The organism is Corynebacterium pacaense, assembly GCF_900169525.1.
GTDB classification, from domain to species: Bacteria; Actinomycetota; Actinomycetes; order Mycobacteriales; family Mycobacteriaceae; genus Corynebacterium; species Corynebacterium pacaense.
Map to the genome: position 1 here is coordinate 510,017 of NZ_LT821239.1, position 25,337 is coordinate 535,353.

Here is a 25,337-nt window from a genome sequence, read left to right on the forward strand (position 1 = left end):
GAACCCCCAGCACACTCACAAGCTCAGAAAGGCCGCACCATGTTCAGTGTCGCCGAACTCATCCGATCCGCCGCCGCACGCGAGGGCTCCTGCGATGACGCCCTCGACAGTCCACCGTGGACCGTCGATCACGATCCGCGTGCGGGGTACGGCCCGGGGGCGTCGTCAGCCGACCCCCTGCCCTTTCCGGTGCCGCGGCAGCAGCCGCTGCCGGAGAGGTATACCTCGGCAGGCGTGGAGGAGCTGCACGGGCGGATCATCGCCGCCAGGGAGCAACTCGGTGACCGCGTCCGCATCCTCGGGCACTTCTACCAGCGCGACGAGGTCATCGTCCATGCAGACGCCGTCGGCGACTCCTTCATGCTCGCCCGCGCCGCCCGGGAGTATCCGCAGGCCGAGGCCTTCATCTTCTGCGGTGTCCACTTCATGGCGGAAACCGCGGATATTCTCTCACGCCCCGACCAGGCGGTGCTGCTGCCCAACCTGGCCGCGGGCTGCTCCATGGCGGACATGGCCACGATCGGCCAGGTCGAGGACTGCTGGGCGCAGCTGACCGGTGTTCTTGACCAGCCGCCGATCCCGGTGACATACATGAACTCCTCCGCCGAGATCAAGGCCTTCTGCGGCCGCAACGGCGGCATCGTGTGCACCTCCTCCAATGCCCGCACGGTGCTCGACTGGGCATTCACCCGGGGGCGTCGGGTGGTGTTCTTCCCCGACCAGCACCTCGGACGCAACACCGCCGCCACCATGGGTGTCACCCGTGAACAGATGCCGCTGTGGCGCCCGGGCCGGGTCCTCGGCGGCAACACGGCGCAGCAGCTTATCGACGCCCGCGTCATCCTCTGGAACGGTTTCTGCTCCGTCCACCGCCGCTTCACCGTCGACCAGATCGTCAAGGCACGCGCCGATCATCCGGGTGTGCGCGTGATCGTCCACCCCGAATGCCCGGCTGCTGTGGTCCGGGCGGCGGACGGCGCCGGTTCCACCGACTACATCCGAAAGCAGATCGAGGCCGCCGCACCCGGTGACGTCATCGCCGTGGGTACCGAGATCAACCTGGTCAACCGCCTGCAGGCGCAGCATCCCGAGCTCACCGTCTACTGCCTCGACCCCGTGGTCTGCCCGTGCTCGACGATGTACCGCATCCACCCCGCCTACCTGGCGTGGACGCTGGAGTCGCTCATCGACGGCCGCACCCCGAACCGCATCAGCGTCGACACGCGGGTTGCGGAACAGGCGCGGGTCGCGCTCGAGCGCATGCTGGCGGCGAAGCCATGATCCTTGTCATCGGGGCCGGTGTTGCGGGCCTGAGCTGCGCACTTGGCGTCGCCGACGCGGGCGGGGAGGTCACCCTGATCCGACCCGATTCCGCTTATGGAAGCACGCGCCTGGCCCAGGGCGGCATCGCCTCGGCGATAGCCACTGGCGACAGCCCCGCCGCACACCTGGCGGATACTGTCGCCGCAGGCCACGGACTTGTCGATGCGGTGGCTGCGCGCCAGTTGGTGGAGGATGGCGTGCAGGCCGTGCGTGCTCTCATCCGGGCAGGTATGCCCGTCGACCGCGATACCGCCGGCCACCCGCTACTCGGCCTGGAGGCCGCGCACGGTCGGCCCCGGATCATCCACTGCGGCGGCGACCGAAGCGGCGCGGTCCTCCACGACCATCTTCTCGCGCAGATCGATGACGGAATCACGGTGCGCGAGGGTGTGTCCGCCGACTCGCTGCTGCTTCGAGGTGGCCGCGTCACCGGCGTCCGGCTCACGGACGGCACCACCCTGAGCGCGACTGCGGTGGTCCTGGCCACGGGCGGCTACGCGGCCCTCTATCCGTCCAGCTCCAATGATCCCACCACCCGTGGGCAGGGCATCGCCCTGGCGGCACGGGCAGGCGCGGTGATCGCCGACATGGAGTTCGTGCAGTTCCACCCCACGGTGATTGACGCCCCCACCCCCGGTCACCGTGGTTATCTCGTCTCAGAGGCGGTGCGCGGCGCGGGAGCGGTGCTCCTCGATTCCTCCGGCCACCGTTTCATGTCCGATCATGATCCACGTGCCGAACTTGCCCCCCGTGATGTGGTGTCCGCCTCCATAGACGCGGTGCTGCGTGAGCGTGGCGACGCCCACGTATTTCTTGATGCCACGCGTGTGCCGGACCTGGCGACCAGGTTCCCGCAGATCACCTCGGCCACCCGCGCGCTCGGGCTGGACTGGACCGTTGATGCGATCCCCGTTGCGCCGGCCGCGCACTACACCATGGGCGGAGTGGCCACGGACCTCGATGGCCGTACCAGCGTCCCTGGGCTGTTCGCGGTGGGGGAAGTGGCGTCGACAGGCGTGCACGGCTCCAACCGACTCGCCTCGAACTCGCTGCTGGAGGGCCTGGTCTTCGGTCGGCGCGCGGGACGTGCCGCTTGTGGAACGTGGACCTACCGCGGCGCGGCTCTGCCCGAGCTGATCCGCACAGCGGACACACTGACCGTTTCCCCTCAACTGACCACGGATGAACGGGCCATCTCCTCCGCGATCGGCGAGCACCTGGGCATTGTCCGTGACGCCTCGGGCATTGCGAGCGCGGCGCGGACCTGCTCCTTCCATAAGGGAAATTCGGCGCTGGTGGGTACGCTCATCGCCGCTGCCGCCGCGGCCCGCACCGAATCCCGCGGCGCCCACCGGCGCAGCGACCACCCCGGAACCGATCCGAAACAGGCCAGGCGCACCGCGCTGACCGTCAAGGAGATCACGGCATGCTGACACCCGCCCACACCCAATCCGCCGTCCGCGCGGCGCTTATGGAAGACGCGCCCTGGGGCGATGTCACCGCCCGCCTGGTGATCAGCGACACCGCCACCATGACAGCTGCGATCCGTGCCAGGGAACCCGGCGTCTTCGCCGGTGGCGCGGTGCTCACCGAGGCTTTCCGCCAGGTGGACCCGCGTATCACCGTGTCCGCACTGCGTGCCGACGCCACCGCCTTCGCCCCCGGCGACGTTCTCGCCGAGGTCACCGGACCCGCCCGCGGCATCCTCACCGCCGAGCGGGTGGCGCTGAACTTTGTGCAGCGGATGAGCGGGATCGCGACACTGACCTCGCAGTACGTCGCCGAGGTGGAGCGGGTGGGCGCACATGCTCGCATTGCCGATACCCGGAAGACCGTTCCGGGATTGCGCGTCTTCGACAAGTACTCGGTGACTGCCGGTGGTGGCAGCAACCACCGCTTCGGACTCTCGGATGCGATCATGGTCAAGGACAACCACCTCGCCGTGCTCGGCGGGGACATCACCGCGGCGCTGATCGAGCTCAAGCGGCGCGCCGGGCACACCACCTCCATCATCGTTGAGGTCGATCGCCTTGAGCAGATTGACGCGGTGCGCGCAGCCCGGCCGACCGGGATTCTGCTGGACAATTTCTCCATAAGCGATCTGCGCGCGGCCGTGGCACTGATTGACGGGGCGATGACCGTGGAGGCCAGTGGCGGCGTCACCCTGGGCACCGTCGCCGAGATCGCCTCCACTGGCGTTGATGTGATATCCGTCGGTGCGCTCACCCACTCGGTGCGCGCACTGGACCTGGGGTTGGATGCGCGGTGAGTGGATACCTGGATGCGTCGGCAAGCATGCCCCTGTGCGCCGAGGCCCGGGCCGCCATGTTAGAGGTCTATGACTCATTCCCAGGCAATCCCTCCAGCGTGCACTCCTACGGGCACCGCGCGCGCTCAGTGGTGGAGCATGCGCGCACCCAGCTTGCCGACGCCTTCCACACCTCCCCCGACGCCGTCGTGTTCACCTCCGGCGGGACCGAGGCGAACAACCTCGCCGTGTCGGGCATCGCCCTGGCCAGTCCGCGCGGCAGGCGACTGATCACCACCGCAATCGAACATCCGTCGATGCTGGAAACCTGCCGTTATCTGGAGCGTGTGCATGGATTCGCGCTCAAGGTGTGGGGTGTGGACGGGTTCGGCCGCGTCGTGCCTCAGGCGGTGGACGTCGAGACGACGCTCGTGGCGATGTCGCTGGCCAACGCGGAGATAGGCACGGTACAGGACCTGCCCGATGCTGCCGTACCGCTGGTCGTCGACGCGGTGCAGGCCGCACCCGTCCTTCCGGCGAGCCTATTGACGGACCACTGGCCCGGCCCACGAGTTGCGGCGATGACGGTGGCCGCGCATAAGTTCGGCGGTCCGCAGGGGGTGGGTGCGGTGATTTTTCGCCCCGGCGTGGCAGTGGAACCGCAGATGCACGGCGGCGGCCAGGAACGTGGCCTGCGATCGGGCACACTCAACGTGGCGGGTATCGCCGGTTTCGGAGCGGCGGTGGAGGCCGTGCACCGCGCGGGAATCGGGCGCCGGGCGGTGGCGCTGATGGAGAGTCGCGATGAGCTGATTGCCGGAATCCTGGGCGCCGTACCCGGTGTGCGCCTGACCGGGCATCCCACCGAGCGGCTGCCGGGCCATGCATCCTTCGTGTTCGAGCAGGTCAGTGGGGAAGCGATCCTCGTTGCCCTCGATGTGGCGGGTTTTGCCGTGTCCTCCGGATCGGCGTGTGCCGCCGGGTCCGCGGAACCTTCCCCGGTACTCCTGGCCTGCGGTATTGATGCGGACACCGCACGGACCGCAGTGCGCTTCACGCTGCCATCGCCACTGGATTCCCGGACCGTGGATCGGGTGGTGGAGATTGTGGCGGCGGAGTGTGCGCGGGTGGAGTAATAGCTGTACTTCCCTGTGACGTTGTGATTCAGGGAGTCCGGCGTGCGCCTTGGGAAGGCATGAAACCTCAACGTTTCACTCGCGGCGATCAGAGCGGAGATAGTGAAAGTGCCGCCTCCCTGCTCTTTGGAAACCGGAACCGCCTCCCCGCTTGTCATGGCCAATCGGTTCGCTTGTTGTGGTGCTCCGAGTTCGATCATAGCCATTGGGAGCGAGCAGATAATCAACCCAACCGGCGCACCCTCCACTCGGCGTATGGTGTCCGATTCTGCCCCAAGTTCGGGATAGCAATCGGCTCCTTGTTGGCAGTTTGTTTGCCGAAAGGGCAGATACACCACTCCAGTGGGCTTGACCCTTTCGACGCGCCGGTTGCCGCCCCGGAAAGGGTCGATGCGACAGCGGTGCTGGCCGTATTTGCGGGTCGGGGATAGGCAATTGAGCTTTTCCAGTCAACCGGGGGATCTGGGGTAGTTGGCTGGTAAGGCCGCCGGTGAACGTTTCCGACCAACTATGTGCTCCCGGGGCGTGAATTCGGGGGGTAGTTGGCTGGTAAGGCCGCCGGTGAACGTTTCCGACCAATTATGTGCTCCCGGGGCGTGAATTCGGGGGGTAGTTGGCTGGTAACGCCGGTGCGGGAACGCCCCAACGCCAACCACCACATCGCTCAGCTACCAGATCACCACGCGGTCCGGGGGTGCGATGTACATGGGCGCATCCGCGGGAACGTCGAAGGCCTCATAGAGCTCCGCGATGTTGCCCGCGATGAGATTGCAGCGGAACTCGGCGGGAGAGTGTGGGTCGATGGCCAGGTACTGCACGGCCATTTCGGGCCGGATCTTGGTGCGCCACACCCTGGCCCAGGACAGGAAAAGGCGCTGGAGACCGTTGTACTCGTGTTCCGCCAGTTCCGGTGACCCACCATCCGCGGTGAACGAGGCCACGGGGGAGGTCTCGAAGGTCAGTGAGCGGTCGGCGAGATAGCGGCGGTAGGCCACCACCGCGATTCCGAGCCCGCCGAGGTCACCGATGTTCTCCCCGAGGGTGAAGGCGCCGTTGACCCCCGAGGTTTCTATGCCGCCGGTTTTTAGCACCGAGGGCACCAGTCCGTTGAACTGTTCCACCAGTCGGTCGGTCAGTGCGGTGAAGGCGGCGCGGTCCTCATCGGTCCACCAGGAGTTGAGGTTGCCATCGCCGTCGTACTGGCTGCCCTGGTCATCGAAGCCGTGGCCGATCTCGTGGCCGATGACCGCGCCGATGGCACCGAAGTTCTCCGCCGCCTCCGCCCCTGGATCGAAGAAGGGGGCGCGCAGGATGGCGGCGGGAAAGGTGATGTCGTTGACCACGGGGTTGTAGAAGGCGTTGACGGTCTGTGGGGTGGTCACCCATTCTTCACGGTCGGCTGGCCTGCCGATCTTGGACAGTTCATAGTCGTGCAGGAAGGCGGAGCCATGGCGCACATTGTCCAGCAGGTCCGCCCCGCCCGCCCCGAATTCAAGGCCCTCGTAGGAGCGCCATTTGTCCGGATATCCGATCTTGGCGTTGAACCTGTCCAGCTTCTCCAGTGCCCGCTGCCTGGTCTGCGGGGTCATCCATGCGAGCTCACTGATCCGCTCCCGGTAGGCCGCGACCAGGTAGTCGACCAGGGTGAGCATCTCCTCCTTGGAGCTGGCGGGAAAGTGCTCGGCGACGAAGATCCTTCCGATCTCCTCACCGACCATCCGCTCAGCCAGACCCACGGCCCGCTTCCACCGATCCTTCTGCTCGGTGGCTCCGGACAGTTTCGTTCCATAGAAATCGAAGTTGGCCTGGGCGATCTCCTCGTTGAGCAGGCCGGCGCGTGAGCGCAGAATGTGCCAAGTGGCCCACAGCTGCCAGTCCGCGAGGCGGTCATCGCTGAGCATCCCAGCCAGATGAACGATGTAGGAGGGCATCATGTTCACCAGCCGGTGGTCAGGCAGCTGTGACCCCTCGAGCAGTGCACGGATCCGCGTCGGCAGCTCCTCGAACTGCACGGGATTGTAGGTGGCCACGGCGTCACGGGTTTTCACCACGTCCCAGTGCCCCCGGGCGATCTCCGTCTCCAGGGCGAGAATGCGTGTCGACGCCTCCTCCGGCGTCAGCCCAAGCAGGCGTGCGGGTTCGAGGAACCCGAGCATCCGGGTGATGTGGCTTCCATAAGCGGCGCGGACCTCCTCATGGGACGGCTCCCGATAGTAGGCCTCATCGGGCAGGCCGAGACCTGCCTGGAAGAGATAGGCGATCGCCTCGTCGGAGGAGGAGTCTTTCTCCACCCAGAATGCGATGGGTGCCGCCGCACCCTCACGGTCGAGTTCCCCCAGCACCCTGGCGAAGCTGTCGGCGTCGCTGACGCCGAGTTTGTCCAGGTCGGGATCCAGTACCGCGATTCCGGCGGCGTTGATGCCCTCGGTGTCCATGAAGGATGCGTAGAGGGTGCCGGCGCGGCCGTCGTCAGCATTGACGATGTCGTGGACGTCCTCCTCCGCATCGTCGCGAAGCTTATGGAAGGTACCGTCCACAGCGCGGTCGTCGGGGATGATGTGGGTGTCCAGCCACGGGCCGTTGACAAAACGATAGAGATCTTTCATGCAGACCACTCTAGGTTAACTCCGGGTGGGGCGGTACGGGCGTGGCGGCGGAGAAGGTAGCCTTGTCGGGTGGGAATCAATCAGGGTGCATACCAGCTCAAACCGGCGGGGAGGCCGGGGGTCTGGTGGTCGGTGATGGCGGTGGCGACCGTAATGCTGCTGCTGCCGACCGTCATCAACCTCGCCATCCCGGACAGGGGCGGGGACTATCGGCAGCTGAGCGTTGACGCCTTCGGGGTCGATTGGCGGATACCGGTGACCACCGCCGATGGCGCGGAGGTCCGGTGTGAAGTGTCGACGGATGATTTCGTATCTAGGACATGGATCTGCACCGAGGGGACCACCATCACCACCCAGTTCGTCGAGGGCGTGCGGGATGCCGAGAACACCCTGCGCCGGATGATCAGGGCGAACAGTGGTTTCGCACCCGGTTCGGATGCGCGGGTGGCGCACAGCGCGGACGGACGCGCGCACATGCTCAGTGAGCAGCCCTCCGACTACCCCGGTGCGCCGCTGGTGGCACTGAGCATGGATGGCGCCGGCGATGAGGAGGGCACCACCGCGATCGCGGTCATCAGTGGTGATGCGGCGCAGTACTACGCCTCGGCGATTTGGGCGTCGATGGCGCAGGCGCGCGGTCTGCCTTATGACGCCGATCTGCCACTGGAGATCGGGGCGGATGGGCAGGATCCCGGGCAGTGGCACCTGCCGCAGGTGCCCGGACAGGGACGGATGGGATTTCGGGGGAATGAGGACGTATGAGCAGGATGTTCAAGATCACGCTGTGGGTGCTGGTTCTGCTGACCGCACCGGCGGGGATCTTCACCGTGGCCGGGTCGGTGTTCATTTCACCCGTCTCCGGGCTGCTCGGCATGGTGTTCGGGGCGGTCTACCTCGTGCTGATCCCGTGGCTGCTCAGTCGCACGCCGCTGTGGCCGGATTTCCGCAGCGGCCGCCGGATGCCGGACGGTTCGCGCCGCAAGGGCGACGGCGCCACGTGGACCTGGATGCTCGCCTGTCTGATGTGGGGTGGCTCGGCATCCTTCGCGGTGGTAATGGTCACGGCACTGCCGATCATGGGGATCACGGACAAGCTCGGGTGGGTCTTCGTTAGCGCCAGCCTCGGCGGAGCCTACCCGGAGGAGATCGTGAAATCCCTGGGCATACTCCTCATCCTCTACAGCTTCCGGCAGCTCAACCGGCCGTGGCACGGGCTGGTCACCGGCGCGATCGTGGGTCTCGGCTTTGAGGTCAACGAGAACATCCTCTATGGGGCGACCGGCGCACTGATGGATCCGAACTCCGATTTCGCCGGTCTGATCAGCATGTGGCAGCTGCGTACCTTCGTCGGTCCGCTGCTGCACACCGTCTTCAGCGCGATCGCCGGCTACGGCATCGCCCTGGCGCTCTTCCGTGCGGGGAAGTCGGCCGGCTGGCGTTGGGCGGTCGGCTGCGGCTGGGTGTTCATCGCCTTCACCCTGCATTTCGCGTGGAACCTGCTGTGGGAGAACACGGTGATCGCCTACGTGAACATCGTCGTGGTGTGCCTGGTGATGTATCCGCTTATCGGCTACCTGATCTGGACCTGCTGGAGGCAGGCACGGGTGGACGCCAGCTACGCGTGGGCCCCGGGGGCGATCACCTCGACGCGGGAGCTGTCGCTTATCGACGCCCACGCCGTAGAAAACAGGCGCACCTAACGGGCGACCAGGGTGGTCTCGAAGTTGTACATGTCGGGACGGTAGCAGTGGTTGCCCACCTCGATGACCTGACCGGCATTGTCCAGGACGATGCGCTCCACGGTCAGCAGCGGGCCGCCCTCATCGACGTCGAGAAGCTCGCTTTCATCGCCCACCGCCCTGCGGGCGCCGATGGTCTGGTTGGCGATCTTGAGTACGACACCGCGGGCACGCAGCGCGTCGTAGAGGCCTCCGGTCTCAAGCTCCTCGCGGGTGACGTCCGCCAGGGAGGGCGGGAGGTGGTTCTCCAGGATCGATACCGGAACGTCTCCGGTGGACCGCAATCTGCGGATGAGCAGGATTTCATCGCCAGGGTCGACGCCGAGCTTCTCGGCGATGGCGGAGTTCGCCGCCAGCAGGCGGTGCTCGATGACGCGTGTGCGCGGTTCGAGGTTGGCGTTTTTCAGATCATTGTAGAAACTGGTCAGCTCGACGTTCCGGGTGACATGGCTCTGCACCACCTGGGTGCCCACACCGCGGCGGCGCACCAGCAGCCCCTTGTCCACCACCTCCTGGATGGCGCGGCGGATGGTGGGGCGCGAGACGCTGAGGTTCTTGGCTATGGAGATCTCATTCTCCAGCCGGGAGCCGGGTTGGAGGATGCCGCTGCGGATTCCCTCCTCGAGGCGCTGGGCCACCTGGAAGTAGAGCGGGATCGGGCCGTTCCTGTCGAGATCGGTGAACAATTCACTGGGCCAGACCGGTGCTTCGGCTGCCATGGTGTCTCCTTTCACACTTCGAAGCATCACATCCGCTAAATGTGTAAAGACATTCGGACAATGTGATGACGTCCTGCCGAGAGCTGAGCTCCGAAGTGACAGCGTGGTGGGGGAAACTCAGCCATTAAGGGTGCGCATCCTGCGATTATGTGCATGAAACTGTGGGAATCCTGATGGGGCGAATGGAATTCTCTTTGCTGACATTATCACTTGTCGTGACATTTGCGCCATGCATCGCGGGGGTAAGTAAGAAACTTTGTCTGGTGACATTTCACTTTCCCCAGCTAGATGGATATTTTTCCAACACTCACCCGAATCGGGGGTGGTGTACTTCCGCAGGTCGCGACCCTCGGGTCGGTGGTTGCTGAACAGGCTCTTTAGAGATAGGGGGTGGAGGGGTGGGGAAAAAGCGGAAAGAGAGATTGTCATGACTGGACAATGTGCTATTGTCATGACATGCGATCGTGAGGATCGCCACATTCCACCTCGAATGAGTGAAGGGTTGCACTCCCCATCATGAGTAACTTGACTAGCCCCCACGAAGTTTTGTCCATTGGTCGCCTGGGCACCGACATCTACCCGCTGCAGAGCGGCGTTGGTCTTGAGGATGTCTCGACATTCGGCAAGTACCTCGGCGGCAGCGCGGCCAACGTGGCCGTCGCCGCGGCCAGGTACGGACACAGCTCCGCTCTGCTGTCCCGGGTGGGAGACGATCCCTTCGGCCGCTACCTCCTCGGCGAGCTCGAGCGGCTGGGCGTCGACAATGACTATGTCGCCGTCGATCCCACCTACAAGACCCCGATCACCTTTTGTGAAATTTTCCCCCCGGATGATTTCCCGTTGTACTTCTACCGTGAGCCCAAAGCTCCAGACCTCAACATCGAGGCCTCCGATGTCAGCCTGGATGACGTCCGGGAGTCCGACATCCTCTGGTTCACCCTGACCGGTCTCAGTGAGGAGCCCAGCAGGGGTGCGCACCATGAGATCCTCAACACCAGAGGACGCCGCTCCCACACGATCTTCGACCTGGATTACCGCCCGATGTTCTGGCAGGATCCAGCGGAGGCCGCCGCGCAGGCGGAGTGGGCACTGTCGCTGTCCACCGTCGCGGTGGGCAACAAGGAGGAGTGCCAGATCGCGGTCGGGGAAACCGAACCCGAGCGCGCGGCCCGCGCACTGCTCGACCGTGGTGTCGAGCTGGCCATCGTCAAGCAGGGGCCCAAGGGTGTCATGGCGATGACCAGCGAGGAAACCGTCGAGGTTCCGCCCTTCTTCGTCGACGTGGTCAACGGCCTCGGCGCCGGCGACGCCTTCGGCGGCGCACTGTGCCACGGCCTTCTCTCCGGCTGGCCTCTCGAGCAGATTCTCCGCTTCGCCAACACCGCGGGCGCGATCGTGGCCTCCAGGCTTGAATGCTCCACCGCCATGCCGACCCAGGACGAGGTCGAAGCCCTCCTCAACCAGAAAGCCTGACATGACACATCCCATCATTTCCGCAGAGGACTTCGACTCCCTGCGCCAGCTCCGGGCCACCAGGCCCGAGGCCGTCGGCCAGAAGCTGAAGGATCGCCGCCGCCGGGATCTGCTCGGTGGTGACGGCCGCCTGTTCATCGTCGCGGCCGACCACCCCGCACGCGGGGCCCTCGGGGTCGGGGACAACGGCACGGCCATGGCCAACCGCTATGAGCTGCTCGAGCGGATGGCCACTGCACTCTCGCGCCCCGGCGTCGACGGCGTGCTCGGCACCCCGGACATCATCGATGATCTCGCAGCCCTGGGCCTTCTCGACGACAAGATCGTCGTCGGTTCCATGAACCGTGGCGGACTGCGTGGCGCCAGCTTCGAGATGGATGACCGCTACACCGGTTACAGCATCGGTGCCATGGTCGACAGCGGCCTCGACTTCGCCAAGACGCTCGTGCGCATCAACCTCGAGGACGCGGGCACCGCACCCACTCTCGAAGCCACCGCCAGGGCGGTCAACGAGGCAGCTGCTGCCCACCTGCCGATCATGCTGGAGCCTTTCATGAGCAACTGGGTGGAGGGAAAGATCGTCAACGATCTCTCCACCGACGCGGTGATCCTCTCCGTGGCCATCGCAGCAGGTCTCGGCAACGACTCCTCCCACACCTGGATGAAGCTCCCGGTGGTCCAGGACATGGAACGGGTTATGGAGGCCACCACCATGCCGACGCTTCTGCTCGGCGGCGACAACGGCGACGATCCCGACACCACCTTCGCATCCTGGGCGGACGCCCTGAGACTGCCCGGTGTCCGTGGACTGACCGTGGGCCGCACGCTGCTCTATCCGCCGGACGGGGATGTCGCGGCCGCCGTGGACACCGCCGCACGCCTGGTACACACCGACCTGTAATCACAACGACCAAGAGGGAAGACAATGTCTGACACCACCATCATCAACCACTGGATCGACGGCGCGATCGCCCCGTCCGAATCCGGTCGTACCGCCCCCGTGTACAACCCCGCCACCGGTGAGGTCACCGGCAGGGTCGTCCTGGCCAACCAGGAGGAGATCGACGCCGCCATTGCATCCGCGACACGTGGGGCGGAGGTCTGGGGCGGGCTGTCCATCGCCAAGCGCCAGAGCGTGATTTTCAACTTCCGTGAACTGCTCAACGCCCGCAAGGGCGAGCTCGCGGAGATCATCACCGCCGAGCACGGCAAGGTGATCTCCGACGCTCTCGGTGAGATCCTCCGAGGACAGGAGGTGGTCGAACTGGCCACCGGGTTCCCGCACCTGCTCAAGGGCGCCTTCAATGAGAACGCCTCCACCGGGGTGGACGTGTTCTCCTTCAAGCAGCCGCTCGGCGTCGTGGGCATCATCAGCCCCTTCAACTTCCCGGCCATGGTCCCCATGTGGTTCTTCCCCATCGCGATCGCCGCGGGCAACGCCGTGATCCTCAAGCCCTCGGAGAAGGATCCCTCCGCAGCACTGTGGATGGCCCGCCTATGGAAGGAAGCCGGTCTGCCCGACGGTGTCTTCACCGTGCTTCAGGGCGACAAGCTCGCTGTCGACGGACTGCTCAACAGCCCCGAGGTTTCCGCGATTTCCTTCGTCGGATCCACCCCGATCGCGCAGTACATCTACGAGACCTCCGCCCGCAACGGCAAGCGCGTCCAGGCACTCGGCGGCGCGAAGAACCACATGCTCGTCCTCCCCGACGCCGACCTCGATCTGGTCGCGGACCAGGCGATCAACGCGGGCTACGGCGCTGCGGGTGAGCGCTGCATGGCGGTCTCCGTCGTGCTGGCCATCGATTCCGTGGCCGATGAGCTGATCGAGAAGATCAAGGAGCGCATCGAGACCCTGCGCATCGGCAACGGCGCCGGGGACGACCAGGGCGAGCCCCACATGGGACCGCTGATCACCGACGTCCATCGCGACAAGGTCTCCGGCTATGTCGACATCGCCGAGGCCGACGGCGCCAGGATCGTCGTCGACGGCCGCGGGTTCACCGTCGACGGACTCGAGGACGGCTTCTTCTTCGGCCCCACCCTCATCGACGATCTCCCGCTGACCTCCCGTGCCTACACCGAGGAGATCTTCGGCCCGGTGCTCTCCGTGGTCCGGGTCGCCTCCTTCGACGAGGCCATCGACCTGATCAACTCCGGCGAGTTCGGCAACGGAACCGCGATCTTCACCAATGACGGCGGCGCGGCACGTCGTTTCCAGAACGAGGTGCAGGTGGGCATGATCGGCATCAACGTCCCGATCCCCGTCCCGGTGGCCTACCACTCCTTCGGTGGCTGGAAGAACTCCCTCTTCGGTGATGCCAAGGCCTACGGCACCCAGGGATTCGACTTTTTCACCCGCGAGAAGGCCGTGACCAGCCGCTGGCTCGATCCCGCCACCCACGGCGGCATCAACCTCGGATTCCCGCAGAACGACTAGAACACAACAACTTAGGAGGAGGCACCATGGCTGATCGCTGGTTCCATAAGAAAAACACCCTCGCGAGGGGAGAGTGGCAGAGCGTCGTCGATGCCTCCCTCCCGGGCTGGGAGTACACCGGGATTCGCATCGCGGAGCTCGAGGACGGATCCGTCGAACTCGGGGACACCGGCGTCGAGCGGATCATCATTCCACTCGCGGGATCCTTCGATGTCGCCCATCACGGACAGAGCACGCATCTCTATGGAAGGGCGTCGGTTTTCGACGGCCCCACCGACGTGCTCTACCTGCCGACGGGCAGCACCGCCGAAATCTCCGGCACCGGCCGCGTCGCGGTCGCCGAGGCCCCGACCTCGGAGCCGAAGGAATGGCGGTACATCGCCCCGGCCGAGACGCCGGTGGAACTGCGCGGCGCGGGTCGTTCGAGCAGGCAGGTGCACAACTTCGGAACCCCCGAGTCCCTGGACGCCGCCCGCCTGATCGTGTGCGAGGTGATCACCCCGGGCGAGAACTGGTCCTCCTACCCGCCGCACAAGCACGATGAGCACAAGCCGGGCCATGAATCCAAACTCGAGGAGATCTACTACTTCGAGAGTGCCCCCTCCCGGGTCGGTGGGATTCCCGAGGCCGCCGACGGCGCCTTCGGAATGTTCTCCACCTATTCCTCCCCGGCCGGCGAGATCGATATCAACGCCATGGTCCACACCGGCGACATCGCACTGGTGCCCTACGGCTATCATGGGCCGGCCGTCGCGGCACCCGGATACGACCTCTACTACCTCAACGTGATGGCGGGGCCGGATCCCGAGCGCATCTGGTTGATCAATGATGATCCGGCCCACGCCTGGGTCCGGGACACGTGGAATGGGCAGGCCTTCGATGAGCGCCTGCCGTACGACAACAAGAAGGAAGGCTAGACGCTCATGGCAGCGACGAAAAGGATGACGGTCAGCCAGGCACTGGTGGAGTTCCTCGGACACCAGTGGACCGTCGATGGTGACATCCGTGAACGCACGGTTGCCGGCATGTTCGGCATCTTCGGGCACGGCAACGTCGCCGGCATCGGCCAGGCGCTCAAGCAGTACAACGTTGAGCAGCCCGACCTCATGCCCTATCACCAGGCCCGCAATGAGCAGGCCATGGTCCACCAGTCGGTGGGATACGCAAGAATGCACCGCCGCCGCGGAACCTACGCCTCCGCGGCGTCTGTGGGACCCGGTGCAACCAACCTCATCACCGGTGCCGCCCTGGCCACCACCAACCGGCTGCCCGCCCTGCTGCTGCCCAGCGACACCTTCGCCACCCGGGTGGCAGATCCGGTGCTGCAGCAGCTGGAGCAGCCCTGGGACACCGGACTGACCGTCAATGACGCCTTCCGTCCGGTATCGAAGTTCTTCGACCGGGTCCAGCGCCCCGAGCAGCTGTTCTCCATCGCGCTCTCGGCCATCCGTGTGCTCACCGATCCGGCCGAAACCGGGGCCGTGACCATCGCGGTGCCCGAGGACGTCCAGGCGGAAACCCTCGAGGTTCCGCTGGAGTTTCTTCAGGACCGCGAATGGCACATCCGCCGACCGCTCCCCGAGCGTGCCGCCCTGGCACGCGCGGTGGAGGTAATCAGGAACGCGAAGAACCCCCTCATCATCGCCGGCGGGGGCGTGCTCTACTCCGATGCCGAGACGCAGCTGCAGGCCCTGGTGGAGCAGACGGGCATTCCCGTCGGCACCTCCCAGGCCGGCGGCGGAGTTCTGGCCTGGGACCATCCGCAGAACCTCGGTGGAATCGGTGCGACGGGCACACTGGCCGCCAACCGGATCGCCGCCGACGCCGACGTGATCATCGGTATCGGCACCCGGTACAGCGATTTCACCACCTCCTCCCGCACCGCGTTCCAGAACCCCGACGTCACCTTCATCAACATCAACGTCGCCTCCTTCGACGCCTATAAGCACGGTTCCCAGTTGCCGGTGATCGCCGACGCCAGGGAGGCCATCGTTGAACTCAGCGCGGCCCTTCAGGGCCACCGCATCGACGCCGACTACGCCGCCCGCATCGCGCGGGAGAAGGCCGAATGGGACGCCCTGGTCGATGAGGCCTTCGCCCCCTCCGGTCTGGACCTGCCCGGTCAGCCTGAGATCATCGGTGCGGTGCAGTCGTCGACAAGCAAGAAGGACGTCATCGTCCAGGCGGCCGGTTCACTGCCCGGTGACCTGCACAAACTGTGGCGGGTGCGGGATGCGCTCGGCTACCACGTCGAATACGCCTTCTCCTGCATGGGCTATGAGATCGCCGGGGGAATCGGGGCCAAGCGCGGACTCGACGCCGCCGGGGATGACCGCGATGTGGTGATCATGGTCGGCGACGGCTCCTACCTCATGCTCAATACGGAGCTGGTCACCGCCGTGGCCGAGGGCATCAAGGTCATCGTGGTCCTGATCCAGAACCACGGCTACGCCTCCATCGGCCACCTGTCCGAAACGGTCGGGTCCCAGCGTTTCGGAACCTGGTACCGCGAGTACGATCCCGCGGCGCGCAACTTCCAGGGTGAGGAGATCCTCCCCGTGGATCTGGCGATGAACGCCCGGAGCTACGGACTCGACGTCATCGAGGTCGAGCCGAGTGAGAACGCGATCAACGATCTCAAGGCGGCGATGGCCACCGCCAAGGCATCCCCGCGCTCTACCTTCATCCACATCAACAGCGATCCGCTGATCTACGCACCGGACGGCGCGGGTTGGTGGGATGTACCGGTCGCGGAGACCTCCACCCTGGAGAGCACCACCACCGCCTACGCGGAATACACCGAACAGCAGTCCCTGCAGCGTCCGCTGCTGGGCTAATAGCAAGAAGACACAAGGAGAATCAATCACCATGACAAGCACCGCACCCGCAGGCAGCAAGGCCGCAACTGTCGCCGGAGAGAACCCCGGTCTGCGCATCGGCACCGCACCCGACTCCTGGGGCGTATGGTTCCCCGACGATCCCAAGCAGGTCCCGTGGGAGCGCTTCCTCGATGAGGTGGTCAAGGCCGGCTACTCCTGGATCGAACTCGGCCCCTACGGCTACCTGCCCACCGATCCCAAGCAGCTCGAGGACGAGCTGGGCAAGCGCTGCCTGAAGCTCTCCGCGGGCACCGTGTTCACCGGCTTCCATAAGGGAGACGAGCAGTGGAAGCGCGCCTGGGACCAGGCCATCGACATCGCGGGTCTGGCCTCCAAACTCGGCGCCGAGCACCTGGTTGTCATCCCCGACCTCTGGCGCTCCGACGCCACCAGCGAGGTCCTGGAGGCACGCACCCTCGACGATGCGCAGTGGAAGAAGCTCGCGGCGGGCCATGACCGCCTCGGCAAGGCCCTGCTCGAGGAGTTCGGCATGAAGCAGCAGTTCCACTCCCATGCCGACAGCCACATCGGCACCACCCGTGAGGTTGTCCGCTTCCTTGACGAGACCGATCCCCTCTACACCAACCTCTGCCTGGACACCGGTCACTTCGCCTACTACGGCGGCGACAACGTCAAGCTGATCGAGGAGCGTCCGGAGCGCATCGGCTACCTGCACCTCAAGCAGGTCGATCCGAACCTGCTCTTCGACATCCTCAAGAACGACACCCCCTTCGCCGAGGCCGTGTCCCAGGGCATCATGGTAGAGCCGCCCTACGGCGTCCCGGACCTCGCGCCGATCATCGAGGCCTGCGCGAAGATCGATTCCGATATCTTCGCCATCGTCGAACAGGACATGTACGGCTGCGACGTCGACTACCCCTTCCCGATCGCCGACCGCACCCGCAAGCACATCTTCGGCTGCACCCACTTCGCCCGCGTCCACTAGAACCCCCACCAACCCCCTTTTCTGAAAGGCCAGTCACAACCAATGAACAACAGTCTGCGAATCGGCGTCGTCGGCGCCGGTGCCATGGGTGCCGATCACATCGACCGCATCAACAACCGCACCAGCGGCGCGGTGGTCTCCGCGATCATCGAACCCGATGCCGGCCGCGCGGCACAGGCCGCCGAGTCCGCCCCTGGCGCGGCGACCTACACCAGGATCGAGGACGCCATCGCCGACAACGCTGTGGATGCCGTGCTCATCGCGGTCCCGGGTCAGTTCCACGAGCCGGTGCTCATCCCCGCCCTCGAGGCCAAGCTGCCGATCCTCTGCGAGAAGCCGCTGACCCCGGACTCCGAGTCCTCGCTGCGCATCGTCGAACTCGAGCAGAAGCTCGACCGCCCGCACATCCAGGTCGGTTTCATGCGTCGCTTCGACCCGGAGTACAACAACCTGCGCAGGCTCGTCGAGTCCGGCGACGCCGGTGAGCTGGTCATGATCCGCGGCGTGCACCGCAACCCCTCCGTCGGTGAGAGCTATGCGGAGTCGATGCTGATCACGGATTCGGTGGTCCACGAATTTGATGTAATTCCGTGGCTGGCCGGCTCCCGCGTCGTCTCCGTCGAGGTCAAGTACCCCAGGACCAGCTCACTGGCACACGCCGGTCTGCGTGAGCCGATCCTGGTGATCATGGAGCTGGAGAACGGCGTGCTCGTCGACGTGGAGATGAACGTCAACATCCAGTTCGGCTACCAGGTCGCCACCGAAGCGGTTTTTGAGAAGGGTCTGGCGCGCATCGGCCAGCCCTCCGGTATCCAGCAGTGGAGCGAGGGACGCTTCTTCCTCAATGAGCACACCGATTTCACCACCCGCTTCGCAGTGGCCTACGATCGCCAGATCCAGGCCTGGGTCGACGCGATCCACGACGGCAGCCTCGTCGCCGGCCCGAACGCCTGGGACGGCTATCAGGTGGCGCTGGCCTGCGAGGCCGGTGTCAAGGCCCTTGACGGCGGTATCATCCCCGTCGAGTCCGCTCCGCGCCCGGCCTTCTACGCATAGTCAGTTCCACCTCCAACCCGCACTAGTGACAAGGGAGTATCGCCATGGTGCGCATTGCACTTGACCCCACCCCGTACCACCATGACTTCGATCTGCTGGAGTTCCCGGACGTCGCGGCACGGCTCGGCTACGAGTACATGCAGCTGACCCCGCATGTGGATTTCGGCCCGTTCTTCCGGCATCCCAAGGCTGATGATGAGCTGGTGGCCAAGCTGAAGAAGCGCGCCGCCGACGCCGGGGTGACCATCCCGGCCCTGCTGCCCGTGCAGCGGATCTCCTGGCCGGATGAGGTGCAGCGGGTTGCCGCGGTGCGGAACTTCCGGAGGATCATTGAGATCGCAGTGGATCTGGGTGTGGATACCCTCAACACCGAGTTCTCCGGGCGCCCGGAGCGGCAGGAGGATTCCGAGGACGCCTTCTACCGCTCCATGGAGGAACTGCTCCCGGTTCTTGAGACCGAGGGCGTGCGGCTGAACATTGATCCCCATCCGGATGATTTTGTCGAGGACGGGCTGGAGGCGCTGCGGGTGATCCGTGGACTGAACAGCCGTCAGGTCGGGTTCGTCTACGTTGCACCGCACACCTTCCATATGGGGGATCAGGGTCGTTCGCTGCTGCCGCAGATCGGTGAGCGTCTCGGCGCGGTGTACGCCTCGGACACCTTCGATCACCACCGTTCGCACGGCCTGCGCTACATCTCCAACCCCCCGGGCAACGCCGTGCGTGTCCATCAGCACCTCCGGATCGGTGACGGTGACGTCAACTGGGAGGAGCTCTTCTCCACGCTGCGCGGAATCGGCTACCTCGACCGTGAGGACGCGCTGATCGTCTCCAACGTCTTCGCCGAGGATGAGAACGCGGATGAGGTCTCCCGCTTCCAGCTGGCAAAGATCCGCGAGCTGATCGGCTAGTTTCCCGCATTCACCCGCCATACCGGGTACCCCGCTCTTTTCTCACACACCATCGGAGGAAGGGCGGGGCGTTGTGCTTTTCCCGAGGGGAGTTATCTGAAGTGAGTTCGAGGAGTTCCTTCTCCACTCCGATCGCGCTGCTGGCCGCGGGGGCCCTGTTCCTGGAGATCCTGGACGGGTCGATCCTGACCACGGCGGTGCCCGCCATCGCCGCGGATTTCGGGGTGCGGCCGACGGACGTCGGAATTGTCCTGGTGGCCTACCTGATCGCCGCCGCCGCGGGTATCCCGGCCGCGGGATGGCTGGCCGACCGCTTCGGCGTGCGAAGGGTGCTGCTCGGGGCCCTGGTCGTGTTCACGCTTGCATCCGGACTCTGCGCCCTGGCTCCGGATCTCACGGTTCTCAGCGCCGCCCGGGTTCTGCAGGGACTCGGCGGTGCCCTGATCGTCCCGGTGGGCCGGCTGGCGGTGATCAGGGGGATCAGACCGGAGGATCTCCTCGACGCCATCGCCTACCTGACCTGGCCGGCACTTGTCGCCCCGGTGATCGCGCCGGCGCTGGGCGGGGTCATCGCCGATACCATCGGTTGGCGATGGATATTTCTGATCAATGTTCCCCTGGGCGTGATCGCGGTGGTGGTCGGCCTCCTCGTGCTGCCCCACGGCACGCAGAGAAGGCCAGGGCCCTTCGACTGGACCGGGTTCATCGGAGTGATGGTGGTGATGGTGTGCATCACCGCCAGCGCCGAGATGCTATCGGCCGGTGCCCCACGGTCGGGGGCGTGGGCGCTGTGCCTGCTGGGGTGTGCGCTGGTGGCCGGGATGCTGGTCATCCGGTGGCTGCGGGTGCCGGGACGGTTGTTCGACCTGTCGGTCTTTCGTCTCGCCTCCTTCCGCGTCGGCAATGTCTCGGGAAGCGTCTACCGCCTGGTGATCACCGCTGCGCCCTTCCTTTTCACCCTGTTGTTCCAGATCAGCTTCGGGTGGTCCGCAACGGCGGCCGGTACGATGGTGGTGGCGCTGTTCCTGGGCAATGTCGCTGTCAAACCACTGACCACCCCGATCATCCGGCGGTGGGGTTTCCGCGCCGTGCTGGTGTTCTCCAACGCGGCCGGGGCGGCGACCCTGGCCGCCTTCGTCCTCGTCGGTCCGGGCACACCGCTGGTCTTGATCGGTGTGCTGCTCTTCCTCTCCGGGGTGTTCCGGTCCCTGGGGTTCAGCGCCTACAACACTCTGCAGTTCGCCGATTTGGACGCGGAGTCCCTTCCACACGCCAATGTTCTCTCCGCGACGCTGCACCAGCTCGGAATGTCACTGGGCATTGCCGTGGCGGTGCTGTGCACGCAGCTCGCTCCGAGCATGAACATCGCGTTTCTGCTCGCCGCGGCGCTTTTCCTGTTTCCTCTCATCGGCTCCCTCCTGCTCGACAGTGATGCAGGCGGGCGCGCCCTCACCAAGATTTCGAAAGGTTAGATCATCATGACAATCCGTATCGGTCTCGTCGGCTACGGCACGGGCGGACGCTGGTTCCACGCCCCTTACATTCGCGCCTCGCGCAACTGCGAACTCGTCGGCGTGGTCGCCCGTTCGCAGGCATCCAAGGATGCCGTCCGCCAGGATGACCCCACGCTGACCGCGGTGGATTCCCTCGCCGAGCTGATTGCGCTCGGCGTCGACGCCGTGGTCATCTCCACGCCGCCGGAGACCCGCCAGGCCCTGGTACTTGAGGCCCTGGACGCGGGCGTCGCCGTGGTGGCCGACAAGCCCTTCGCGCCGAGCGCGGACAAGGCGCAGGAGCTTGTCGACGCCGCCCGCAGCCGCGGGCTGCTGTTGAACGTCTTCCATAACCGCCGCCAGGACGCGGACCTTGTCACCGCCCGCACACTGCGGGACAGTGGCCGGCTCGGCGAACTCCGTGGCCTTGATCTCCGGCTGGACCTCGACGCCCCCGACACCCTCGAGCCGGGCCCGGGTGGCGGACTGCTGCGTGACCTCGGTTCCCACGTGGTCGACCAGGCCCTGGTGCTCATGGGCCCGGCCCGGGCGGTCACGGCGCAGCTGGGTTCGATCGAGCTGCCCGAGGGTGTGACCAACGCCCGCTTCGCCATCGAGATCGAGCATGTCTCCGGTGCCTTCTCCCGGATCTCCGCGAGCAAGGTCGATCACCTGGTATCCCGCGAGATGCGCCTCTATGGAACGCTGGGCTCCTATGTTTCCGACTACGCCGACGTCCAGGTGCTCGCGGTCTTTGATGGCCACATGCCCGCGGACAACCGCGAGACCTGGGGGATCGAAGCGGAGGAACGGTGGGGCGTGCTGCGTACCGACGCCGGCGTGGAGAAGGTGCCCTCCGAGCGCGGGGACTACACCCGGTTCTACGACGAGCTCGCCGAGGCCGTGGAACACGGCGGCCCCGGCCCCGTGCCCGCGGAGCAGGGCGTTGAGGTGCTGCGGGTGCTCGACGCGGTCGTCGTCAGTGACAGCCAGGCTCGTACCGTGGTGCTCACCGGCCCGACCGCCTGAGCATTCAGCAACCCCATGGAGGAAAAATGAGCGGCATCTTCGATATCTCGGACCGGCTGGCGCTGGTTACCGGATCCTCGCGCGGACTCGGCCGTTCGCTGGCGCTCGCGCTCGCGGACGCCGGGGCGCGCGTGATCGTCCACGGCAGGGACGCCGCGGCGGTCGAGGATACGAGGGCACAGGTGGAGCAGCGGTCGGGGCGTCCCGCCCACGCGCTGACCTTCGATGTCACCAGTCCCGATGAGGTCATGGAGTTCCTCGGGGCCGCGGTGGGGAAGTACGGTGTCCCGGACATCCTGGTCAACAACGCCGGGATCCAGCGCAGGGCGCCGATCCAGGACTTCTCCGTCGATGACTGGGACGGCATCGTGGCGGCCAATCTCAGCAGTGCCTTCTATGTCTCCCGCGCGCTGCTGCCGCACATGGTCGGGCGGGAGTCGGGGAAGATCATCAACATCGCCTCCGTGCAGTCACTGCTGGCGCGGCAGACCATCGCCCCCTACTCGGCAACCAAGGGGGGGCGTGGTCCAGCTCACCAAGGGAATGGCCGCCGATGTCGCCCGTTTCAACATCCAGGTCAATGCGCTCTCGCCGGGCTATTTCGCCACGGACATGAACCGTGCACTCGTTGAGGATGAGGATTTCACCTCCTGGCTGGTCCAGCGGACCCCGGCTAGGCGGTGGGGCCGCTTCGAGGAGCTGCACGGCACACTGCTCTTCCTCGCCTCGGATGCCTCGAGTTTCGTCTCCGGCCAGAACCTCTTCGTCGACGGGGGCATGACCGCCGTGGTGTGAGGCGGCGCCACCCGTCAGCGGCGCCGCCGGTAGCTGCGGTTGCGCACCGAGAGGTACAGCGATCCGATCACCGCGGCGATCAGCGAGGCGGTGAGGACACCGACCTTGACATGCTCATTCCGATCGCTGCCCGCACCGAAGGTGAGTTCGCCGATGAGCAGGGAGACGGTGAAGCCGATGCCCGCGAGGATGGACATGCCCAGCAGATCCCGCCACAGCAGCGTGGAATCCAGAGACATCGATGGCAGCCGTGAGACCGTGAAGGTGGTCAGCAGGATTCCGATCGGTTTACCCAGCACCAGGCCCGCAATGATCCCCAGGGTCACCGGGTCACGGAATGCGGCCTGCAGACCGGCGGTACCACCGAGCGCCACCCCGGCGGCGAAGAAGGCGAAGACGGGCACGGCCAGCGCCGATGACCACGGTTCCAGACGCCACGCCAGGCGCTGGCTCAGGCTCCTTCCGGGGGTCTCCGGGTTGAGCACCGGCACCGTCATGGCCAGAAGCACCCCGGCCACCGTTGCGTGGATGCCGGAGATGTGGACCAGGGCCCACACCGAGACGGCCAGGGGAATCAGAATCCACCAGATGGTCATTCCGCGCTGGACGAGCACACCGAAGAGCACCAGCAGCGCGAAGGCGCAGACCAGGGCGAGCACCGAGATGCTGTCGGTGTAGGCGAGCGCGATGATGACGATGGCGATCAGATCATCCACCACCGCCAGGGTCAGCAGGAATGCCCGGAGTGCGGCGGGAAGCGCGGAACCCACCACGGCGAGGATGGAGACCGCGAAGGCGATGTCGGTGGCGGTGGGTATGGCCCACCCGTGGGGGACCCCGTCGCCGGAGACGGTGTTGATCAGCAAAAAGATCAGCGCCGGAACCAGGACACCGCCCGCGGCGGCGGCGACGGGGATCGCGGCCGCCCGCGGATCGCGCAGGGAGCCGACCAGGAACTCCTGTTTGAGCTCGAGCCCGACGACGAAGAAGAAGATCGCGAGGAGCCCGTCCGCGGCCCACTGTCCGAGCGTGAGGTGCAGATGCAGGGCGGAGGGGCCGAAGGTGAAATCGCGGAGTGCGGCATAGGAGCCGTGGGCGGGGCTGTTCGCCCAGATCAGGGCGATGGCGGTGGCGAGCAGAAGGAGCAGACCGCCCGTCTTCTCACTGCGGGCAAAGCTGCCGAGGGTTGCTAGCGTCGATCGTAATGGGGGCATGAGTGGACCGGACCTCTTTAGGGGGCGTGGGACGTGGAGTCTTGATCAGGTGTCCGGAAGATCCGCGGCGGGCACCCCGACATCAGCGCGCCCCAGGTCGATATGTACCCGTTGGTTCCCGGATGGGGGATCTCGAAGCGGTGCTGCAGGGGGGTCACAGGAATCAATCTACCCAACCCCTGGCACGTGGGGTGACTACGGTGCGGGCGTCGATTAGCTACCGTGCCCGCGGGGCGGTGGTGCCACGCACCACCAGCGAGGGCTCCAGGGAGCGCCGGATCCCGCGGGGCTGTCGGCCGTCGATCAGTGCCAGCAGCAGTGCACCGGAGTTGCGGCCGACGCCCAGGCTGTCATCGTCGATGGTGCTGAGATTGATCAGTCTGGTCTGGGCGAGGGCGGTGTTGTCATATCCGATGATCGAGAGATCGCCGGGCACCTCCAGTCCCAGCTCCCTCGCGGCGCCGAGCGCCCCGATGGCCATCACGTCATTGGCCGCGAAAACAGCCGTGATGCCGGGATGTGCCCGCAGCAGTTCGAGGGTGTTGACATAGCCCGCCGCCTCCGTGGCCGGTCCGCGGTAGCTGCTGACTATTCCCTGACCCGCGCCGTCCATGGTGGCCGCGAAGCTGCTCCTGCGGATCTCGCCGGCACCGCCGGCCATGCTCAGGTGGCCGATGGCGGTGTGGCCGAGATCCAGCAGGTGTTCGGTTGCGAGGCGGGCGCCGAGCGCGTCATCGTTGGTGATCGTGTCCGCCGCGGTCGGGGAGTCGATGCGGGTACCGGCGATGACGTAGGGGACCGGGGTGTCGGCGATTCCCAGGCTGTCGATGTCCTGGGCGATGACGATGCCATCAGGACGCATGGACAGCGCATTGGCGAGGGGGTCACCCCCGCGGTTGACCGTCGAGGAGTCGATGACGCTGAGGCGGTACCCCTTCGGGCTGAACACCTCATCCAGTCCGCGCAGCAGATCGACGAACCACGGGTTGGAGTAGTCATCGATGAGGATCGTGATCAGCTGGGTGTGCTTGGCCGCAAGATCGGATGCGGCACGATTGGGCTGGTAGTTCAGCTTTCTGATGGCCTCCTCCACCGCCGCCTGGGACTGTGCGCTGACGTTCGGAGCACCCCGGATCACGAGTGAGACGAGTGATTTGGACACCCCCGCCTCGCGGGCGACATCGTAGATCGTGGGCCGTGACGTGCTCATTGTGATTTTCTCTCTTCGTTTTATTGACAGGACATATCTGCGAGTATAGCTTGTTCTTGGAGCGCTCCAAAAGCGTCCCAACTCACATCGTGGATTTCTGACAATCCAGTTCACATCAAG

Annotated in this window: 20 protein-coding genes and 1 pseudogene; 17 read left to right on the plus strand and 4 right to left on the minus strand. The window is 65.7% G+C overall.

All coding sequences use genetic code 11. From position 1 onward, the window contains the following. Nucleotides 1-39: 39 nt before the first annotated feature. From nadA to B7E02_RS02535, 4 genes are read left to right on the plus strand one after another with little or no spacing between them, the layout of a single operon-like run. On the plus strand, nucleotides 40-1,281 hold the full coding sequence (nadA, locus tag B7E02_RS02520; RefSeq protein WP_080792745.1) for a quinolinate synthase NadA: 1,242 nt from the start codon (nucleotides 40-42) through the stop codon (nucleotides 1,279-1,281). After that, nucleotides 1,278-2,756, plus strand: coding sequence for an L-aspartate oxidase (locus B7E02_RS02525; protein WP_080792748.1), 1,479 nt, complete (start codon nucleotides 1,278-1,280; stop codon nucleotides 2,754-2,756). The genes nadA and B7E02_RS02525 overlap by 4 nt, the downstream gene beginning before the upstream one ends. Further along, nucleotides 2,750-3,592, plus strand: coding sequence for a carboxylating nicotinate-nucleotide diphosphorylase (gene nadC, locus B7E02_RS02530; protein ID WP_080792752.1), 843 nt, complete (start codon nucleotides 2,750-2,752; stop codon nucleotides 3,590-3,592). Before B7E02_RS02525 ends, nadC begins: the two co-directional genes overlap by 7 nt. Beyond that, complete coding sequence (locus B7E02_RS02535; protein WP_080792754.1) at nucleotides 3,589-4,707, plus strand: cysteine desulfurase family protein; 1,119 nt, start codon at nucleotides 3,589-3,591, stop codon at nucleotides 4,705-4,707. Before nadC ends, B7E02_RS02535 begins: the two co-directional genes overlap by 4 nt. A gap of 668 nt (nucleotides 4,708-5,375) precedes the next feature. Here the strand turns inward: B7E02_RS02535 and B7E02_RS02540 are convergent. After that, nucleotides 5,376-7,313, minus strand: coding sequence for a M13 family metallopeptidase (locus B7E02_RS02540; RefSeq protein ID WP_080792756.1), 1,938 nt, complete (start codon nucleotides 7,311-7,313; stop codon nucleotides 5,376-5,378). Between the two features lie 69 nt (nucleotides 7,314-7,382). Here B7E02_RS02540 and B7E02_RS02545 point away from each other — a divergent pair, with 69 nt between their 5' ends. Together B7E02_RS02545 and B7E02_RS02550 are read left to right on the plus strand one after the other, a co-directional pair. After that, complete coding sequence (locus tag B7E02_RS02545; protein WP_080792760.1) at nucleotides 7,383-8,075, plus strand: hypothetical protein; 693 nt, start codon at nucleotides 7,383-7,385, stop codon at nucleotides 8,073-8,075. Then, nucleotides 8,072-9,013: a PrsW family intramembrane metalloprotease gene (locus B7E02_RS02550; RefSeq protein ID WP_080792763.1), complete on the plus strand. Its 942-nt coding sequence runs from the start codon at nucleotides 8,072-8,074 to the stop codon at nucleotides 9,011-9,013. Before B7E02_RS02545 ends, B7E02_RS02550 begins: the two co-directional genes overlap by 4 nt. On the opposite strand, the gene B7E02_RS02555 is transcribed toward B7E02_RS02550, so the two are convergent. Next, nucleotides 9,010-9,771: a GntR family transcriptional regulator gene (locus B7E02_RS02555; protein WP_080792765.1), complete on the minus strand. Its 762-nt coding sequence runs from the start codon at nucleotides 9,769-9,771 to the stop codon at nucleotides 9,010-9,012. The two genes, B7E02_RS02550 and B7E02_RS02555, sit on opposite strands and share 4 nt — an antisense overlap. Before the next feature lie 516 nt (nucleotides 9,772-10,287). Here B7E02_RS02555 and iolC point away from each other — a divergent pair. From iolC to B7E02_RS02610, 11 genes and pseudogenes are all read left to right on the plus strand, one after another. Next, nucleotides 10,288-11,244 carry a 5-dehydro-2-deoxygluconokinase gene (gene iolC, locus B7E02_RS02560; RefSeq protein ID WP_080792768.1) on the plus strand — a complete coding sequence of 319 codons (957 nt, stop codon included), beginning with the start codon at nucleotides 10,288-10,290 and terminating at the stop codon, nucleotides 11,242-11,244. 1 nt (nucleotide 11,245) lies between these two features. After that, the gene (locus tag B7E02_RS02565; protein WP_080792771.1) at nucleotides 11,246-12,145 is read left to right on the plus strand and encodes a class I fructose-bisphosphate aldolase; all 900 of its coding nucleotides are present in this window, start codon (nucleotides 11,246-11,248) and stop codon (nucleotides 12,143-12,145) included. A 24-nt stretch (nucleotides 12,146-12,169) separates the two neighbouring features. Beyond that, entirely contained in the window at nucleotides 12,170-13,684 is a 1,515-nt protein-coding gene (locus tag B7E02_RS02570) for a CoA-acylating methylmalonate-semialdehyde dehydrogenase (protein WP_080792774.1), read from the plus strand. 26 nt (nucleotides 13,685-13,710) lie between these two features. Continuing rightward, the gene (iolB, locus tag B7E02_RS02575) at nucleotides 13,711-14,601 is read left to right on the plus strand and encodes a 5-deoxy-glucuronate isomerase (protein WP_080792781.1); all 891 of its coding nucleotides are present in this window, start codon (nucleotides 13,711-13,713) and stop codon (nucleotides 14,599-14,601) included. A 6-nt stretch (nucleotides 14,602-14,607) separates the two neighbouring features. Beyond that, on the plus strand, nucleotides 14,608-16,521 hold the full coding sequence (iolD, locus tag B7E02_RS02580; RefSeq protein WP_080792784.1) for a 3D-(3,5/4)-trihydroxycyclohexane-1,2-dione acylhydrolase (decyclizing): 1,914 nt from the start codon (nucleotides 14,608-14,610) through the stop codon (nucleotides 16,519-16,521). 31 nt (nucleotides 16,522-16,552) lie between these two features. Next, nucleotides 16,553-17,509, plus strand: a complete 957-nt coding sequence (locus B7E02_RS02585) for a sugar phosphate isomerase/epimerase family protein (RefSeq protein WP_080792787.1) — start codon at nucleotides 16,553-16,555, stop codon at nucleotides 17,507-17,509. Nucleotides 17,510-17,551: 42 nt separating this feature from the next. Then, nucleotides 17,552-18,565 (plus strand): Gfo/Idh/MocA family protein, encoded by a 1,014-nt coding sequence (locus tag B7E02_RS02590; RefSeq protein ID WP_080792791.1) that lies wholly within the window; start codon nucleotides 17,552-17,554, stop codon nucleotides 18,563-18,565. 44 nt (nucleotides 18,566-18,609) lie between these two features. Further along, on the plus strand, nucleotides 18,610-19,476 hold the full coding sequence (locus B7E02_RS02595; protein WP_080792794.1) for a sugar phosphate isomerase/epimerase family protein: 867 nt from the start codon (nucleotides 18,610-18,612) through the stop codon (nucleotides 19,474-19,476). 101 nt (nucleotides 19,477-19,577) lie between these two features. After that, entirely contained in the window at nucleotides 19,578-20,948 is a 1,371-nt protein-coding gene (locus B7E02_RS02600) for an MFS transporter (protein ID WP_080792796.1), read from the plus strand. 6 nt (nucleotides 20,949-20,954) lie between these two features. Continuing rightward, nucleotides 20,955-21,998, plus strand: coding sequence for a Gfo/Idh/MocA family oxidoreductase (locus B7E02_RS02605; RefSeq protein WP_080792798.1), 1,044 nt, complete (start codon nucleotides 20,955-20,957; stop codon nucleotides 21,996-21,998). A gap of 26 nt (nucleotides 21,999-22,024) precedes the next feature. Next, nucleotides 22,025-22,793, plus strand: a pseudogene (locus tag B7E02_RS02610) (glucose 1-dehydrogenase). 14 nt (nucleotides 22,794-22,807) lie between these two features. Here B7E02_RS02610 and nhaA read toward each other — a convergent pair. Continuing rightward, nucleotides 22,808-24,007, minus strand: a complete 1,200-nt coding sequence (gene nhaA, locus B7E02_RS02615) for a Na+/H+ antiporter NhaA (RefSeq protein WP_080792801.1) — start codon at nucleotides 24,005-24,007, stop codon at nucleotides 22,808-22,810. 217 nt (nucleotides 24,008-24,224) lie between these two features. Then, nucleotides 24,225-25,217 carry a LacI family DNA-binding transcriptional regulator gene (locus B7E02_RS02620; protein WP_080792805.1) on the minus strand — a complete coding sequence of 331 codons (993 nt, stop codon included), beginning with the start codon at nucleotides 25,215-25,217 and terminating at the stop codon, nucleotides 24,225-24,227. Nucleotides 25,218-25,337 lie beyond the last annotated feature (120 nt).